A 16,917-nucleotide genomic window follows, 5' to 3' on the forward strand; every position below is an offset into this window, starting at 1 on the left:
TGCTTGATCGGTGCGCGGGCGGCTTTCCGGTGAGGTCCGGCGCGTTATGCGCGGACGGCGGACAGGGACCGCTTCTGCCGGCCCTCCCCGTCGAAGTTCTCGGGCGAGAGCCACTGCCGCAGCGCCCCGCCGACCTGCGGCCACTCGGTGTCGACGACGGAGTACCAGGCGGTGTCGCGGCTGCGGCCCTTGTAGACCACGGCCTGGCGGAAGATCCCCTCGAAGGTGAAGCCCAGCCGCAGGGCCGCCCTGCGCGAGGGCTCGTTGAGGCTGTCGCACTTCCACTCGTAGCGGCGGTAGCCGAGCTCGTCGAAGGCGTAGGACATCAGCAGGAACTGGGCCTCCGTGGACAGCGGGGTCCGCTTCAGCAGCGGGGAGAAGGTCACGCTGCCGACCTCGACGACGCCGTTGGACGGGTCCTGGCGCATCAGGGCGAGGGTGCCGACGGCCCGGCCGGTGCGCGGGTCGACGACCGCGTACTGCAGGGGGTCGTCCGCCCGCGTCTCCGCCGTCACGTGGGCGCGGTAGTCGGCCGGGCCGTCGAACGGGCCGGACGTCATGTACGTCCAGTCCGCGCCGTCCGCCGCGAGGGCGTAGGCGGCGTACAGGTCGTCGGCGTGACGGTCCGCGTCCAGGGGTTCCACCCGGCAGAAGCGGCCTTCGAGGGTGACCCGGGCGGGCGCCGGGCGGGCCGTCCAGCCGGGCAGGGGGTGGCCGACGGGCTGGCCGTATTCGTTGGGACGTGCGGACATGTTCTTCTCCTGGTGTGCCGGTCCTTCCAGGCTAGGGAACCGCGTGGACCCTCGATAAGGTCCACGGTACGGTCGTTCCATGGAGCCACGACGTGAGACCCTCGGGCCGCAGCTCGACTTCCTGCTCCACGAACCGCTGTCCCGCACGCGCGGCGGGGACTCCCTGCAGAAGCAGCTGCTGCACCGCCTGCGGGCGGCCGTGCTCGACGGCCGGCTCCCGGCGGGCAGCCGCCTGCCGGGCTCGCGCGCCCTGGCCGAGGGCCTCGGGGTGTCACGCAACACCGTGACGCTCGTCTACGACGTGCTGGGCACGGAGGGCTACATCGAGCCCAGCCGGCAGGGCACCCGGGTCGCCGCACTGGCCCGCCCCGAACCGGCGGACCGCGCGTACCCCGCCCCGGCCACCCTGGGGCGGCGTGCCGCGCGGATCCGCAACCGCGACCCCGGCGGCGTCGACTCCTTCGCCTTCGCCTCGGGCGTCCCCGCGCTGGCCCAGTTCCCCCTCCCGGCCTGGCGACGCTCCCTGGACCGGGTGCTCCAGCGGGGCGGGACGGAGCTGCTGGGGTACGGCCCGCCGCGCGGCGAACCGGCCCTGCGGACGGCCGTCCTGCGCCACCTCGCGCTCGCCCGCGGCATGCGCTGCGCCCCGGAGCAGGTCGTCATCACCGAAGGGGCACAGGAGGCGCTCTCGCTGTGCGTGCGGCTGGTCACCGACCCGGGGGACACCGCCTGGGTCGAGGACCCGGGCTACCGGGGCGCGCAGACGGCGCTCGCCGGCGGCGACCTGACCGTCGTCCCCGTCCCAGTCGACGGGGACGGCCTGCGGACCTCCGCGTCCGACTGGACGGACCGCCCGCCGCGCCTCGTCTGCACCACCCCCGCGCACCAGTACCCGACGGGCGCGGTCCTCACCGCGGCCCGACGCCTCGACCTGATCGAGAAGTGCCGCCTGCACGGCGCCTGGATCGTCGAGGACGACTACGACAGCGAGTTCCGCCACAGCGGCGAACCCCTCACCTGCATGCAGGGCCTGACACCCGCCGCGCCCGTGTTCTACGTCGGCACCTTCAGCAAGACCCTCTTCCCCTCCCTGCGGCTGGGGTTCCTCGTGCTGCCCGAGCAACTGGTCGACCGGGCGGCGCCGGTCGTGGACGAGCTGCTGCGCGGCGGGCACCGTCACGAGCAACTCGCCCTCGCGCACTTCATGGAGAGCGGCCAGTACGGCCGGCACCTCGCCCGCATGCGCCGCCTCTACCGCCGCCGGCGCGACGCGCTCAGGGCGGCCCTGGTCGAACACTTCGACGTGCCCCACACCGTGACCGGCGGGGACAGCGGGATGCACCTGACCGTACGGCTGCCGCCGGACGTCCCCGACCGGGCCCTCGCCCACGCCGCCCGCCGCCACCGACTGGCCCCCCGGCCGCTGTCCCCGCACTCCCTGAACCCCGACACCGCCCCCAACGGACTCGTCCTGGGGTACGGCAACACCCCCGAATCGGCGTTCGCCCCCGGCCTGCGTCAACTCTCTTACCTGGCGCGGGCCTTGGACTGACCTCCAGGTCCCGGAACATCGACGGTTTCGCTACGGCTTCATGCGTTCCGCTCCCCCGCCGACGGCTTCCCTGGGACCATTCCCGCAGGGGGTTGCCATGAACGCTCGGATCAGGAAGACCACGCCTCCGGGCCGGTTCCGGCCCTCCGGAACCGTCTCCCGCCGACTGATACCGGCCCTGCTCGTCCTGGCAGGACTGGCCACCACCGCTCTCGGCTTCGCCTGGTTCGCCGACGCCGACATGCGGATGAACGCCTACCGCGCCGCCCCGCCGTGCAGCACGGCGGAGGCGCACGGGCCCGACGCACGCTGCGTGCGGCACGAGCCGGGCACCGTGACGGCCAAGGCCGTCCACCGCGGCTCCGGCCCCTCCGCCGACGACCCCGAGAAGGAGCACAAGCTGACCGTGGCGCGCGAGGCGGCTCCCACCCGCAGCTACGAGGTCGGCAGGGCCCTCTACGAGGACGTGGAGATCGGCGCGACCGTCGACCTGACGGTCTTCCGGGGGCGGGTGGCCGCGATCGCCTACCGGGGGCACCACATCGACACCCCGCGCCCGTCCATCACGGTCTACTTCGGAACGGTCCTCCTGGTCGGCCTGGGGGCCGCACTCACCTCCCACGGCCTGTCCTGGCCCCGCCTGGGCCCGAGCCCGGCCCGGTTCGCCACCGTCGGCGGTGCCGCCGCCGGCCTGGCCTTCCTCAGCGGCATGGCCTTCATGTGGCTGCCCCTGTCGTCCGGCCTCCTCCTCGCCCTCCCCGTCCTCCTCTGGCTGATCGTGACCGCCACCGCCACGGCGATCACCTGGAACGACTGACCCCGGCGGATGCGGAACCCCTGCAGAAGGCGGCTGTCGGCCGCCTACTTCGGTCGGCTCAACGTGGCGGTCGCGTCGAGGCTGACGATCGGCAGGCCCACCTCGTACGACACGCCGATGCCGCCGGCCAGCTCGGCGACGGCGTCCTTCAACTGCTTCGACGTCGTGCCTGCCTTCGTGGTGGCGATCCTGATGCCGGATCCGTCCGGGAGCATGGCGACGGAGTGCACGGGAGCCGGGAGCCTGTTCGACTTCGCCGCCTCGGCGATCAGATCGAGCACGGGGTCGACCTCCTGGCCGCTGTCAGGCGGCTTGGGCGTGAAGGTGGCCGGTGGCGGGGTCGAACGGACCGACGGACAACAGAAGTTCCCGGATGCGCAGGCCCAGGTGCAGGGTGGTGCGGTCCGCGCCGTTGTTGAGGTCGAGGCCGGTGATCTCCTGGATCTGCCGCAGTCGGTAGTACAGCGAGGTGCGGTGGACCCGGAGTGCTTCGGCCGTCCTGGGCATCGATCCGGCGTGGTCGAGGAAGCACCGCAGGGTCGCCTCCAGCCGAGGCCCGTTGCTCGATTCCAGCAGGGTGCGCAGCGGCCTCGGGAGCAGTGACTCGTTCAGGGCGTGGTCCGGCAGTTGCAGCAGCACGGCGAACTCGCCGAGGTCGTCCCAGGAGCCGATGCCCCCCAGTCCGGGCATCCGGCGCGCCGCACGCACCGCGACGAGCGCCTGCTCGTAGGAGGTCCGCGCGCCGGTGAGGCCCGTCTGGTGGGCGCCGATGCCGATGACGGGGTCGGCCGAGGCGCCCAGCCGGGTGCCGAGGGCGTCCAGGAGGCGTGCGGACTGCTCGCGGAGGGCGTCCTGGGTCAGTGGCCGGTCGGCGAGCTGGAGCAGGACGGCCCGGTGCGACGAGACCGCGAAGGCGGCGCTCACCGACCGGGTGCGGCCGAGTCCCTCCAGGGCCCGGTGGAGCGCGGTGGTCACCTGCCCGGCGGGCAGCTGGGAACGTTTCACCTGCACGACGCCGACCACCGCGTGGGGCGCGTCCGGGAGCAGCGCGTCGTCGAGCAGCCGCTGCCGGGACTCGGCGCGCGTGGCGGCGTCCGGGCCCAGCAGCGACAGCAGGAGCTCCCGGTGCCCGGTCCGCTCCTCCTCGGCCGCGAGGCGGTCGGCGTACAGCTGGCCGACGACGGCGGGCGTCGCCCGGGCGATGGCCCCGGTCTCCTCCGGCGTCAGGCGGCCCTCCGGCGCGATGACGGTCAGCAGGCCGAAGAAGTGGCCGCGCTCGCGCAGCGGCACGCAGTAGCGGGGAAGCAGGCCGAGATCGTCCCGGCCGTCGAGGTACCCCGGCTTCGACCACCGCGCGACGCCCCGGTCCAGGACGTGACGCGCGACCTCGCCGCAGGCCTCTCCGTGCAGCAGGCTGTGGACGCGGACCGGGTCCGCGTCGTCGAAGTGGCGGCTGGAGCAGAAACGCCTGACCGAGGGGTCGACCAGGGTCACGGACCGCCGGAGCGACTCCGCGAGGTCCTCGATCAGCGCCTGCAGCGCGGTACTGCAGCCGGGGGCTCGCAGCCACCGTTCGGTCATGGCGGTCCCCGTTCGCGCTCGCTGTCCCGTTCGTTCTCAGGACACGCTGGCACCACCGCGATGCCCCACGGTGCACGGTTCTTGTCCCTGTCCGCAGCGTCCGCGGCGTCCGGGGCGGCGCGCGGCGGCGCTCACCCTCGTGGCGGGGACGTCACCGTGCCGCGGAGCCGCCGCCACTCGCTCGGGGACACCCCGTGGGCCGACCGGAAGCGGCGGCTGAAGTGGCTCGGGCTGCTGAACCCGCAGCGGGCGGAGACGGCGGCGACGGTCAGCCGGTCGTACCGCGCGGAGGCGAGCATGCGCCGCGCCTTCCCGAGCCGCTCCTCGATGAGCCACTGCTCCAGGCTGATGCCCGCCCCGCCGAGCAGGGTGTAGAGGCGGCGGACCGAGACGGCGTGCTCCGCCGCGATCCGCTCCGGCGTCAGGTCACGGTCCGCCAGGTGGGCCCGCGCGTACGCCATGACCCGGGTGAGCAGGGTCTCGTCCATCGTCGACCTGACCTCGACGCTCTCCTCGGCGTGCGCGGCCGAGAGGAGCAGCGCGCGCACCAGTTCCGTGGTGGCGGACGCCAGGGCCTCCGCGCCGGGGTCGGCCTCCAGCCGGGCCGGATCGTGCCACAGGCCCCGCAGGTGCTGCAGCACCAGGCCGTGCAGCGGGCTGGCGCGCAAGCGCAGGGACGCCCGCTCCACCGTCTCCACCGGCACACCGAGGCGGTGCATGTCGAACATCAGGGCCTGGGAGGCGCCGTCCCCGGACCAGCCGTAGGTGCGGGGCGACAGCTCGTGGAAGACGCAGATGTCGTGGGAACCGAGGAGTTCCCGCCGGCCCGCGACCTCGGCCCGGTGGACGCCCAGGGGCTGGAGCGAGACCGAGACCACGGGGCTCTCCCGGTGGTGGCGGACGTGCTGGGCCGTCCGCCGGACCTCGAAGCCCGAGTTCCGGGTGGCGAAGAGGTCCAGCCCGCCGACCTGCCAGAGCTCCATGCGGGCGTGGATTCCGGCTTCCCCCTCCTCGTGGGCGATGTCGTTGGGCACCAACGAGTCGGTCAACGCATGACGGAACGCCTCCACGCGCTCACGCGGCGGAACGGTGTGGAGGTCGAGCAGCAGCACACTTTCTCCCAGGAAAGCCGGATTCGGACGGTCTGTCGCACCGGCCAACAGCGAGAACCCCGCACACCTTCCCGACCCCCGCGCGCGAGCGCGTACGCGAGCGGCGCGGCCCCGCTACTGCAGCCACACTCCGTCCCGCATGATGACGCGCCCGCGCAGTTCCCGCTCGCCGCGCCAGGCCCGCACCGCGCTCGGGACCACCCGGATGTACAGATAGGGGCTCTCCTCCGTCCGTGGGTCCCACCCGAACTTCTCCAGGAAGCCCTCAGCCGCCGCCGCGGGAACCTCGTGGTCCGGGAAGCACTGCGCCTCGCCCTGGAGCATGACCACGTCGGCGGTGTCCGGCAGCGCGAGGCGCACGCGCGGCTCCTTGCGCACGTTCCGCACGGTCACGGACGTGGCACCGGTGCACACCCACACCGCCTGACCGTCCCACCGGAACCACAGCGGCACCTGGTGCGGCCCGTGGTCGGGGTGGGCCGTCGACACCCAGACGTCCCTCTCGGTGGCGAGCCGTTCCAGGGTTTCGCGCTGACGTTCCGCCGCCCCGCGGCGGACGATCTCCGTGCTTTCCATGAGGCCCGACCCTAGCCACGCGGACCCCCGGCCGCCTGCGGCGCAGGACCTGGTCCGGCTACTCCCCGCGACCGATCACCCCCTCGGCCATTGTGCTGACCTCAGCCGTCGAGGCCCCGGTCAGCAGACCGTGCCCGGGCGCGCCGCCGTTGCCCGCAGGAGGTCCCGCAGCAGGGCGAAGTCGACGGCCTCCGGCCGGCGGAAGCGCAGACACCCCTTGCCCGTGTTCGGGCCCGCCAGCCGCTCGGCGAACGCCTCCCGCACATCACTGCGCATCACGTAGAACGAGATGTACTGCTTCTGGCTCGCGAACGCGGCCTCGGCGACACCGTCCCGCTCGTACGCGGGCATTCCGTAGGCCATGACCTCGGTGAAGCCCGTCAGTTCCCGACGGCAAAGCCGCCGCAGTTCGGCCAGCACGGCTCGACGGTCCTCGGGCGCCTCGGCCAGGTAGTCGTCCACCGTTGCCGCGGAGCTTTGCACCATATTTCAATGATATGCCGAATTCTCCATCGGGTTCGGCCGCTGTTCAGCGGCGTGTGGCCCGGCCGATGATCTCCGACCAGAACCGGTCCCTACCGTCGTGGCCCACACCACTTCGGGAGCGAACATGCACGACATCCACGAGTCCGGGCACGAGTGCGGGTGCCCGCGGACCGCCGACCTCGACGGGGACGGGCCGGCGGCGGCGGGCCGGCGCCGGTTCCTGCGCGGGGCGGGCCTCCTCGGGGCCGGGGTCGGGACGGTGGGACTCGGCCTGCTCGGCGCGGGGCCCGCTCAGGCGGCCGAGCCCGGGGCGGACCCGGCGACGGCGGACGGTGCGGCGAAGCCGGCCAAGGCGGCGAAGGCGGAGAAGGCCAAGAAGGGGCGCTGGCAGCCGGACCCGGACGCCCGGCGGTTCACCGTCGTCGTCATGCCGGACACCCAGTACCTGTTCGACCAGGACCGGATCCACCCGGCGCCGGTGGAGGCGTCGATCCGCTACGTGCTCGACGGCGGGGTCAACCGGGAGGACGGCACGGACGACAACATCGTCTTCCTGGCCCACCTCGGCGACGTCACCGAGAACGGGCTGCCCGCCGAGTTCGCCGCCGTCTCCAAGGTGTTCGGCCGGCTGGACGACGCCGGCGCGGCCTACGGCGTGCTCGCCGGCAACCACGACGTGCGCTCCTCGACCGACGACCAGCGCGGCAGCACCCCGTACCTGGAGACCTTCGGCAAGGCGCGGGCCGCCCGCACCTCCGGGTACCACGGCTCCAGCCCGGACGGCTACAACACCTGCCACGTCTTCACGGCGGGCGGCCGGCCGTGGATGCTGCTCTCGCTGGACTGGCGGCTCTCGGACGCGGGCTTCGCCTGGGCCAACGCGGTGATCGCCGCCAACCCGAAGGTGCCGGTGATCCTGACCACCCACGACCTGGCGTACGCCGACGACGCCGGCCGGGCCGAGCTGTCGGGCTACGGCCGGAAGCTCTGGGACCGGCTGATCAGCGGCAACGACCAGATCTTCCTCACCGTCAACGGCCACTACTGGCCGCCCGGCCGTACCGTGCTGCGCAACAAGGCCGGCCACGACGTGCACGTCCACATCACCAACTACCAGGACCGCTACTACGGCGGCGCCGCGATGATCCGGGCGTACCGCTTCGACCTGGACCGGAACACCGTCGACGTGTCGACCTTCTCGCCGTGGATCCAGGAGATCGCGGCCGAGGAGCGCAACACCCTGGCGGCGCAGCAGGTCGAGCTGACCTCGGACGTGGACCGCTTCTCGCTCGCGATCGACTTCGACCGGCGCTTCGCGGGCTTCGCGCCCGTCCCCCAGCGCCCCGCGCGCCGGGCGGCCGAGCTGCTGGGCCGGGACACGGTGGCGTACTGGCGCTTCGACGGCGGTGGCGGTGACGGCACGGCCCTCGCCCCGCAGCAGGTCGTCAAGGACCTCACCGGGCAGGGCAACGACCTGCTGTGGCGCAGTTCCCCGGGCACCCCCGACGGCGCGCTCACCTGGTCCGCCGAGCACCACCCGGACCAGCCGGGCCACGGCAGCCTGCTGTTCAAGGGCACCCGGTCGCCGGTGCGCGGCAGCTACCTGGAGACCGCGCCCACCGCGCCGCTGAACCGGGAGACCTTCGAGCGCGGCTTCACCGTCGAGGCCTTCTGCAAGCTGCCCGCCGACTGGGACTCCGGGCAGAGCCGCTGGTCCGCCCTGCTCAGCCGGTGGGGGACGGCGAGCGAGGCGGGCCGCAGCGGCCCGGGCACGGACGCGGACGAGCCCGTCGTCACCCTCAGCCTCTCCGAGGCGCCCGCCCTGCAGTGGTGCGTCTACCCGCTCAACCAGACCGGGGCGTCGACCTGTTGGGGCCACCAGCTGCCCCTGGACCGGTGGTGGCACGTCGCGGTCGTCAACGACGGCAGGCTCAGCCGGATGTACGTCGACGGCTGCGAGGTGGCCCGCAACCCGTCGACCCCGGCCGTGGGGCTGGCCACGCTGGGCCGGCCGTGGATGCTGGGCGGCTACGCGTACGCGGGTGTGCTGGACAAGGTGTTCCACGGGCACATCGGCGACGTCCGGATCGTCAAGCGCGCCCTGCGGGTGCGGGAGTTCATGACCGCCTGAGGTCGGCCGCGGCCGTGGAGCGGGGAGCCGGCCGGCTCCCCGCTCCACGTGCCACCGGTCCTGCGGGCGGGGGCGGCGTTACGGTGCGGTCGGGCAGACGAGGGAGCCGACGACGGGCGGATCGGGGAACTCGCTGCCCTGGTAGGTGCCGTTCGAGCCGTACTCGTAGTAGAAGTAGTAGATGCGGAAGTCCATGCGGGCGCCGATGGTGCAGTCCGAGTCGGCCGTGAAGTGGTAGGGCAGGGTCACGGTACGGCTCTCACCGGGCGCGATGGGGACCGTCGGTGAGACCAGGTTGAAGCGGACCGTCATGGGCGCGACCTCGCACCAGCTCGCACCGGTGCACCCGGTGAACTCGCGGCGCGCGCCGGTGATCGGCGAGCCCGCCTCGGAGGCGACGAGCGTCGTGTAGAGGAAGGTGACCGGGCTGGTCTGCCGGTTGGTGAAGGTCACCGACAGCGCGCCGTTCTGGCCCGGCGTGAGCGTGGTGTCGTCCAGGCTCAGCGCGAAGGAGGGCGCCGACACGGGCGGGGCCGCGGCGAAGGCCTGTTGGCCGAAGCCCAGCAGGCTGAGGAACAACGTCAGTGCGGCGACGAGGCGCACACGCCTCATCGCCGAAGTGGGGGTAGACATGGTCGCCCAGCGTAGGCACGCGCATCCCGCCCGTCTGCCCCGCGCCCGGGAAACCGGCCATGATCGGCCGCGTACGCGCGCGTTCACGAGTGAAGGGGGGCTACGGATGCTGCTCCCGCGAAGGCGCCCGCCACATGCTCGGCCGTTCCGCCAACTCACCTGCTGGACATCAGCATTGAGTCGCCGTCAGATCGGTGAACGCGAATACGCCCCGAAGGGGTGGTTTGCAGCCGCACGGCTCAAGGATTCCGGGAATCGGGGACCACGATGGAGTCCGGCGCTTCGCTCTCGAAGCACCGGCCCACCAACCGATTCCCGGATTCCCGGATTACCCGTGCGAGGAACGATGAAGCTTCTGCGTGCCCTGTCGGTGGCGGCCTCGGCCGCCGTGCTGAGCACCCTCTCGCTGGCCGGTCAGACGGCCCCGGCCTCCGCCGCCGGCTCCTTCGTGGTCAGCGAGTCCCAGTTCAACCAGCTGTTCCCGAACCGGAACGGCTTCTACACCTACCGCGGCCTGGTCGACGCGCTCGGCGCCTACCCGAAGTTCGCGGCCACCGGCGACACCCCGACCCGCAAGCGCGAGGCGGCGGCGTTCCTCGCCAACGTCAGCCACGAGACCGGCGGCCTGAAGTTCGTCGTCGAGCAGAACACCGCCAACTACTCGCACTACTGCGACTCTTCGCAGTCGTACGGCTGTCCGGCCGGCCAGTCCGCCTACTACGGGCGCGGTCCGCTGCAGTTGAGCTGGAACTTCAACTACAAGGCGGCGGGCGACGCCCTCGGCATCGACCTGCTGCACAACCCCAACCTGGCCCAGAACGACCCGGCGGTGTCCTGGAAGACCGCGCTCTGGTTCTGGAACACCCAGAACGGCGCCGGCCGGATGACCGCGCACGACGCCATCGTCAACAACAAGGGCTTCGGCGAGACCATCCGCACCATCAACGGCGCGCTGGAGTGCGACGGCAAGAACCCCTCCCAGCGCGACGACCGGATCAACCTCTTCAAGAAGTTCGTCGGCACCCTCGGCACCGACATCGGCGGCGGCAACCTCTCCTGCTGACGCACCGGCCGACGCATGACCGGGAGGCCGAGCCCACCGGCCTCCCGGTCATGCCCGCCAGTGCACGAAGGTCGGCGGCGAGCAGTCCCACAGCTCCCCCGCGATGCTGATCGGCCAGGACTCCCACCCGTCGAAGTCCTCCTGGACGATGCGCCGGAGGAACTCGACCATGCCGAACGGGTGGAGCACGAAGGCCGGGGTCGTGTGCCGGCCGAGGACCAGGACGGGCCACCGGTCAGGGTCGCCGTCGTCGGTCAGCCAGCAGAGGATGTCCGCGCCGGCGGTGACCCCCCAGGCGAGGATCCGGGCCGGGTCGACGTCGAGCGCGGCCCGGCCGCCCTCGGCCTCCCAGCCGAAGCGGGCGTTCTCGGTCTCCTCCTCCAGGTCCCCGCCCCCGCTCATGCCCTCCTCGGGGAGGGGGAGCAGGACGAAGGCCTGGCCGTTGATCGAGCCGCTGCCGTAGAGGGCCATGAAGGCCTTGTAGTCGGCGGGGAACCGGACGGCCCAGCGCGCCTCGGCCGCCGCCCAGTCGACCTCCTCGTCGGCGCCGCGCTCCGGCGACATGATCCGGGCGAGCGCGGCGAGGCCGGGGTGCTCCACGTGCGTGTTCCTTTCCTTCGGCCGTAGGAGATCACCTTAGCGACCGGGGCGCGATGGACAGCGGGAGACCGCGGACGCTTGCCGGGCGGACGATCCGTCGGCGTCCGATCGGCCCCTCGGCGGAGGTTCGGATTCGATTCCCCCGCGAAGGACCGCCCTTGGCCGCCGAGGCCGCGAGCAGCGGAAACGTCCGCCGGGTCGCGGCGGCGGGTCGGCGGGTGGCGGTGAACGAGAGCTGCGATTCCTGAACAACGGTAAATGGCCGACGAGTTGGATGGTGTGCGATCTCCCCGTGAAGCAGCGCCGCGGGCGCCGGTGCGCAGCGTGAAGCCTCGGGCACCGTCCGCAGTCACTCGAGCCCCAGGAGTCCACCCGGATAGCGCCGACCCCGTTCACATGTCAACCACACAACCTTGAAGCGACATCCTCAACAACCATTGTGGCTCCGCAGTCCCGGCGGGTAGAGTCCCGGTCCGCCGAGTACCGAACACGTGCTCGCACGGCATTCTTTGGGGCGGGCATGACAAATAACCGCAACATCAACGGGGCCACTTCCGACCTGATTGACGCGTTCACGGAAACCGTGCGCCGATATCCCGCACACCCGGCGATCGTCCACCACGGACAGAGTCTCAATTATCGCCAACTGCACGAATCGGCAAGCAGTTTGGCCACACGCATCGGCACCGGGCCGGGTGTGGTGGCGGTTCCGGCGACGCATACGCCGGACACCGTCATCGGCCTGCTCGGCATCCTGGCCGCCGGCGGGGCGTACTGCCCCGTCGACCCGGCGTTCCCGCCGCAACGGCAGCGCGAGATGCTGGCGGCGGTCGGGTGCCGAACGGCGCTCGGGCTCGATCCCGAACTGCTGCCGGAGACCGCCGAGTTACCTCGATTAGCCGAGACCTCCCGGGACGGCACGGAACACCCGGGGCGGCCGGCCTATCTGCTCTTCACGTCGGGCTCGACCGGGCAGCCGAAACCCGTCGTCACACCGCGACGGGCGATCTCCGCCGCCGTCGGCTCGCTGCGCACACTCTTCGGCCTCACCCCCGAGGACCGGGTGCTCCAGTTCGCCTCGCTGAACTGGGACACCTGCTTCGAGGAGATCCTGCCGACCCTCACCACCGGCGCCGCACTGGTCCTGGACCGCGAGGCGCACAGCGGGTCGTTCCCGCGCTTCCTGCGGATGATCGAGCGCGAGCGGATCACCGTGCTCGACCTGCCCACCGCCTTCTGGCACGAGCTCGTCCTGCACCTCGCCGAGGAGGGCGCCGGGCTGCCCGGTTGCGTGCGGCTGGTGGTGATCGGCGGCGAGCCGGCCGGCCCGGCGCGGCTGGCCGACTGGGCCGCCCTCGACACCGGACGGGTCCGGCTGCTCAACACCTACGGCTCCACCGAGACCACGCTGATCACCCATGCCGTCGACCTACACGGACCGCTGGCCGCCGTCCGGGACCGGCCCTGGGCGGCCGGCGACCGGGTGCCGATCGGCCGGGCACTGCCCCATGTACACGAACGGATCGACGAGCGCGGCGAGTTGCTGATCGGCGGACCGGCGGTGGCGCTCGGCTACCTCGGCCTGCCGGAGGCCACCGCGGCCCGGTTCACCGAGGACGCCGAGGGCGTGCGCTGGTACCGCACCGGCGACCGGGTGAGCCGGGCACCGGACGGCGTGCTGACCCACCAGGGCCGGATGGACGGCGAGCTCAAGGTCCGCGGGATCCGGGTCGACCCGGCCGAGGTGGAGGCGCACATCGGCGGGCACCCGGGCGTGCAGGCGGTGGCGGTGACGGGGGCGACCGTCGCCGGGCGCTCCGCGCTCGTCGCGTACGTGGTCCCGCGCGCCGGGACGGCGGCCGGGACGCTGGACGCCGAGGTCCGCGCCCACCTGCGGGACCGGGTGCCCGGCCACCTCGTGCCCAGCCGGATCACCGTCGTACCGGAGCTGGTGCTCACGGCGAGCGGCAAGGTCGACCGGGCCGCCTCGCACCGCCGCCACTCGGCACCGGCACCCGCCTCCCCGTAACGCTTCCACCCTCACGCGCCCCGGGCCCGCGCGCACCCAACGGCCCACCACCCTCACGCGGTACCGCCCCGGCGCGCCGCGACCCCGACGGTCCCTAGGAGACCCCGTTGAGCAGCGTAGACACCACCCCCGCCGACACCGAGGGCGTGACGGCGATCTTCCGTCGCGTCCTGGAGACCGAGGACGTCACGGCGGACTCCGACTTCTTCCTCCTCGGCGGCGACTCCCTCATCGCCACCCGCGTGCTGAGCGCCCTGGCCCGGACGTACGGCGTCGAGCTGTCCTTCGAGGACTTCGTGCTCGCGCCCACCCCGGCCGGCCTCGTCGCGCTGATCGCGGGCGTCAGATGACCGGCGGCAGAGCGCGCTCCGCGGTCGTCGTCGGCGCCGGACTGGCGGGCCTGACCGCCGCCGAGGGGCTGGCGGCCCGCGGGGTGGACGTCACCGTGCTGGAGGCCCGCGAGCGGGTCGGCGGGCGTACGCACGGGATCGAGGTCGCCCCCGACGCCTGGATCGACGCGGGCGCCGCCTACCTCGGCGCAAGACACACCGAACTCCTCGATCTCATCAAGGAGTTGGAACTCCACACCACGCCGACCACGATGCTCGGCGCGAGCCGCTTCGCGCTGGGAAGCCACCAGGACGGCGAACACGCCACCCGGGACGGCCGGTTCCCGCCGCTCAACGCGGTGGCGCTCGGCGACCTCTTCGACCACCTCGCCGAACTGACCGCCGTCGTCCGCCCGGAGGCGCCCTGGCTCACCCCGGACGCCGAGCGGCTGGACAGCCTCACCGCCGCCGAGTGGGCCGAGCAGTACCTCGACCACCCGGACGCCCGGCTGTTCTTCCCGCTCTTCCTGGGCGAGATGATGGCCGCCGACCCGGCCGAGGTCTCGGTCCTGCACATGGCCTTCTACCTGCGCTCCGGCGGCGGCCTGCGCTATCTCAACGCCTTCGAGGGCGGCGCCCAGCAGGACCGGATCGCGGGCGGCGCGCACCTGCTCTGCGAGCGGCTGGCCGGCCGGCTGGCCGAGCGGCACCACGGCGCCGTCCGGCTCGGCGAGGCGGTGCGCGCCGTCACCCAGGACGCCGACGCGGTCACCGTGCACACCGAGCGCGGCGCGACGTACCGGGCCGACGTCGCCGTGGTGGCCCTGCCGCCGCTGCTCGCCGACGCCCTGGACCTGGGACCCGAGCCGCCGGCCCGCCGGGCGGGCGAGCCGACCGGGCGCGGCTGCGCCGTCAAGGTCAACCTGGTCTACCCGTCGCCGGTCTGGCGCGAGCACGGGCTCTCCGGCTGGTCGGTCAACGCGGAGGGCCCGCTGCTCTCCACGGTGGACGACTCACCGGCCGGCTCGGCGGTCGGGGTGCTCACCGGCTTCGTCACCGGCGCCGAGGCGCACCGCTACGCCGCCCTCGGGCCGGGCGAGCAGCGCGCCGCCGCGGTCGCGCAGGCCGCCCGGCTGTTCCCGATGCTGCCCGAGCCAATCGGCTTCCACGTCACCGACTGGGTCAACGAGCCCTACAGCAAGGGCTGTTACGCCGCACTCTTCGGGCCCGGCGACTGGCTGCGGCTCGGCCCGACGCTGACCGCGCCGCACGGCCGGGTGCACTGGGCCGGCACCGAGACCAGCACGGAGTTCTTCGGCCTGCTGGAGGGCGCGATCCGCTCCGGCCACCGGGTCGTCGCGGAGATCCTCGACGGCGAGGCCTGACCCGCCGTCCCGGCCGACACGGCACAACCGCAAGACGGCAAGACGGCAACCGCACCACCCACCACCGCTCCCCCCGCCGCCCGTGCTCCCGTTCCACAAGAACCGCGGGCCACCCCCCTCTCAGGAGACGCCATGAGCGACCCGAGTTCCGCCCTGAGCAGCACCCCGCCCACCCCGATCGCACCGCTCGCCGCCCGCGAGCGGCTGATGGCCGAACCCGGCCTCGGGGCGGGCAACTTCCTCGACCACGCCATCGCGGTGAACCCGAACCGCGCGGTCCCGTTCGCCTACAGCCACCACACCGACCACCGCGGCGCCGTCGTGCTGCGCGGCCACAGCCTGCTCGACCTGGCCGCGCAGCGCGACCGGTACGCCGCCTGGTACCACGCCAACGGCGTGCGCCCGGGCGAGCCGGTGGCCGTGGTGATCGCCGAGGGCCTGGAGCCGCTGCTGCACTTCCTCGCGCTCAGCGCGCTGGGCGCGGTCCCGGCCCTGGTCAACGACGCGATGCGGCACGATGTGCTGGTCCGCTACCTCAACCACGTCGGCGTGGTCGGCGTGGTGGCCGACGACACCACCCGGCTGGCCGCCGCCTACCGCGAGGACCCGCAGCGCCGCCCCCGGTTCCTCGCGCTCGCCGCCGAGGTCCGGGCCTTCGACGTGGAGGCCTCCGGTGCCCTGCCGGCGCAGTACCCGTACCGGCACGCGCCGGACGACGTGGTCGCGCTGATCCACTCCTCCGGCACCACCGGCACCCCGAAGTCCACCATGCTCGGACACCGCCAGTTCTGGGACGGCAAGCAGCCGCGCATGGTGCGCTTCCCCGCCGAGCCGTCCGACCGGCTGATGTCGCTGATGCCGCACACCCACGCGGGCGGCCTGAGCTACTTCCTCACCGCGACCCTGCTCGGCCTGCCGACCGTGGTGATGGCCGACTGGCGCCGGGCGGTGGTCGAGCCGGTGATGGAGGCCTTCCAGCCGACCATGGTCGCCTCCTTCCCCCGCACCTTCGTCGAACTCGCCACCGGAGATCTCCCGGTGAAGGGCGCCGCCAAGGTGCACTCCTGGTTCAACACCGGCGACAGCGCGCACTACGGGCACATCCGCCGCCTGGTCCGGCTCGGCGAGCGCCCGGCCGGGCTGATCCGGCCCTGGCTGCTGCCGCAGGAGAAGGCGGAGCAGCCCGCCCTGCCCGGTTCGCAGTTCGTCGACGGCCTGGGCTCCTCCGAGATGGGCATGGCGCTGTTCGGCCAGGTGACCACACCGGAGTCGGACCGCAACGACCGCTGCGTCGGCAAGCCGCTGGAGGTGGTGCGCCGGGCCGCCGTGCTGGACCAGGACGGCGCCGAGGTGCCGGACGGCACGGTCGGGCTGCTGGCGATCGACTCGCCCTCGCGCACACCCGGCTACTGGAACGACGGGCGGCTGACCGGCAGCTTCGAGCTGGCCGGGTACTGGCTGACCGGGGACGTCGCCCGGCGCGACACCGAGGGCCGGTTCTACCACCTGGACCGGACGGTGGACGTCATCGACACCGCGGTCGGCCCGGTCTACAGCCTGCCGATCGAGGAGGTGCTGCTGGCGGACTGCGCCGAGCTGGTGCGGGACTGCTCGGTGGTCGGTGTGCCCGGCGCCGCCGGAGAGGGCCAACGGCCCATCGCTGTCGTCCAGTTGCAGCAGGAAGCGGAATCGGCGACGGACCCGGAGGTGCTGGAGGCCGCCAACAAGGCGCTCGCCGGGGCCGGCCTGGCCGCGCTCGCCGCCGTCCGGATCGCCCGCACCGCGTCGGAGTTCCCGCTCGGGCCGACCGGCAAGGTGCTCAAGCGCGAACTGCGCACCCGCTTCGCCACCCTCTTCACCGGCCAGTAGCC

At 73.0% G+C, this 16,917-nt stretch carries 16 protein-coding genes; 8 read left to right on the forward strand and 8 right to left on the reverse strand.

Features of this window, described 5'->3' with window-relative positions:
* Nucleotides 1-44 precede the first annotated feature (44 nt).
* Nucleotides 45-752 carry a GNAT family protein gene (locus tag ABZW10_RS20975; protein ID WP_355367873.1) on the reverse strand — a complete coding sequence of 236 codons (708 nt, stop codon included), beginning with the start codon at nucleotides 750-752 and terminating at the stop codon, nucleotides 45-47.
* 79 nt (nucleotides 753-831) lie between these two features.
* Between ABZW10_RS20975 and ABZW10_RS20980 the strand changes: the two genes are divergently transcribed.
* Nucleotides 832-2,304 carry a PLP-dependent aminotransferase family protein gene (locus tag ABZW10_RS20980; RefSeq protein ID WP_355367876.1) on the forward strand — a complete coding sequence of 491 codons (1,473 nt, stop codon included), beginning with the start codon at nucleotides 832-834 and terminating at the stop codon, nucleotides 2,302-2,304.
* Between the two features lie 97 nt (nucleotides 2,305-2,401).
* Nucleotides 2,402-3,121, forward strand: coding sequence for a hypothetical protein (locus tag ABZW10_RS20985; RefSeq protein WP_355367879.1), 720 nt, complete (start codon nucleotides 2,402-2,404; stop codon nucleotides 3,119-3,121).
* 44 nt (nucleotides 3,122-3,165) lie between these two features.
* Here the strand turns inward: ABZW10_RS20985 and ABZW10_RS20990 are convergent, their stop codons facing one another.
* The 5 genes from ABZW10_RS20990 to ABZW10_RS21010 form a co-directional block, all read right to left on the reverse strand.
* Complete coding sequence (locus tag ABZW10_RS20990; RefSeq protein ID WP_355367882.1) at nucleotides 3,166-3,402, reverse strand: hypothetical protein; 237 nt, start codon at nucleotides 3,400-3,402, stop codon at nucleotides 3,166-3,168.
* Nucleotides 3,403-3,424: 22 nt separating this feature from the next.
* Nucleotides 3,425-4,702, reverse strand: a complete 1,278-nt coding sequence (locus ABZW10_RS20995) for a helix-turn-helix domain-containing protein (RefSeq protein WP_355367885.1) — start codon at nucleotides 4,700-4,702, stop codon at nucleotides 3,425-3,427.
* Between the two features lie 131 nt (nucleotides 4,703-4,833).
* Nucleotides 4,834-5,814, reverse strand: coding sequence for an AraC family transcriptional regulator (locus tag ABZW10_RS21000; RefSeq protein WP_355367888.1), 981 nt, complete (start codon nucleotides 5,812-5,814; stop codon nucleotides 4,834-4,836).
* A gap of 114 nt (nucleotides 5,815-5,928) precedes the next feature.
* Nucleotides 5,929-6,390 (reverse strand): pyridoxamine 5'-phosphate oxidase family protein, encoded by a 462-nt coding sequence (locus ABZW10_RS21005; RefSeq protein ID WP_355367891.1) that lies wholly within the window; start codon nucleotides 6,388-6,390, stop codon nucleotides 5,929-5,931.
* 120 nt (nucleotides 6,391-6,510) lie between these two features.
* On the reverse strand, nucleotides 6,511-6,876 hold the full coding sequence (locus ABZW10_RS21010) for a DUF1801 domain-containing protein (protein WP_355367894.1): 366 nt from the start codon (nucleotides 6,874-6,876) through the stop codon (nucleotides 6,511-6,513).
* 124 nt (nucleotides 6,877-7,000) lie between these two features.
* Here ABZW10_RS21010 and ABZW10_RS21015 point away from each other — a divergent pair, with 124 nt between their 5' ends.
* The gene (locus ABZW10_RS21015; protein ID WP_355367897.1) at nucleotides 7,001-9,007 is read left to right on the forward strand and encodes a LamG-like jellyroll fold domain-containing protein; all 2,007 of its coding nucleotides are present in this window, start codon (nucleotides 7,001-7,003) and stop codon (nucleotides 9,005-9,007) included.
* Between the two features lie 78 nt (nucleotides 9,008-9,085).
* Here ABZW10_RS21015 and ABZW10_RS21020 read toward each other — a convergent pair whose 3' ends face one another.
* The gene (locus ABZW10_RS21020; protein ID WP_355367900.1) at nucleotides 9,086-9,640 is read right to left on the reverse strand and encodes a hypothetical protein; all 555 of its coding nucleotides are present in this window, start codon (nucleotides 9,638-9,640) and stop codon (nucleotides 9,086-9,088) included.
* Between the two features lie 346 nt (nucleotides 9,641-9,986).
* Between ABZW10_RS21020 and ABZW10_RS21025 the strand changes: the two genes are divergently transcribed.
* Nucleotides 9,987-10,703, forward strand: a complete 717-nt coding sequence (locus tag ABZW10_RS21025; protein WP_355367903.1) for a chitinase — start codon at nucleotides 9,987-9,989, stop codon at nucleotides 10,701-10,703.
* A 48-nt stretch (nucleotides 10,704-10,751) separates the two neighbouring features.
* Here ABZW10_RS21025 and ABZW10_RS21030 read toward each other — a convergent pair whose 3' ends face one another.
* Nucleotides 10,752-11,303, reverse strand: a complete 552-nt coding sequence (locus tag ABZW10_RS21030; RefSeq protein WP_355367906.1) for an SMI1/KNR4 family protein — start codon at nucleotides 11,301-11,303, stop codon at nucleotides 10,752-10,754.
* 520 nt (nucleotides 11,304-11,823) lie between these two features.
* Here ABZW10_RS21030 and ABZW10_RS21035 point away from each other — a divergent pair.
* The 4 genes from ABZW10_RS21035 (at nucleotide 11,824) to ABZW10_RS21050 (ending at nucleotide 16,915) form a co-directional block, all read left to right on the forward strand.
* Nucleotides 11,824-13,332 (forward strand): amino acid adenylation domain-containing protein, encoded by a 1,509-nt coding sequence (locus ABZW10_RS21035; protein WP_355367909.1) that lies wholly within the window; start codon nucleotides 11,824-11,826, stop codon nucleotides 13,330-13,332.
* Nucleotides 13,333-13,439: 107 nt separating this feature from the next.
* A complete protein-coding gene (locus tag ABZW10_RS21040; RefSeq protein ID WP_355367912.1) occupies nucleotides 13,440-13,682 on the forward strand; it encodes a phosphopantetheine-binding protein in 243 nt (80 codons plus the stop codon).
* Nucleotides 13,679-15,046: an FAD-dependent oxidoreductase gene (locus ABZW10_RS21045; RefSeq protein WP_355367915.1), complete on the forward strand. Its 1,368-nt coding sequence runs from the start codon at nucleotides 13,679-13,681 to the stop codon at nucleotides 15,044-15,046. Before ABZW10_RS21040 ends, ABZW10_RS21045 begins: the two co-directional genes overlap by 4 nt.
* 132 nt (nucleotides 15,047-15,178) lie before the next feature.
* Entirely contained in the window at nucleotides 15,179-16,915 is a 1,737-nt protein-coding gene (locus ABZW10_RS21050) for a class I adenylate-forming enzyme family protein (RefSeq protein ID WP_355367918.1), read from the forward strand.
* Nucleotides 16,916-16,917: the final 2 nt, after the last annotated feature.

Origin of the sequence: Kitasatospora sp. NPDC004723, assembly GCF_040609255.1 — a bacterium.
Classification (GTDB): Bacteria; Actinomycetota; Actinomycetes; order Streptomycetales; family Streptomycetaceae; genus Kitasatospora.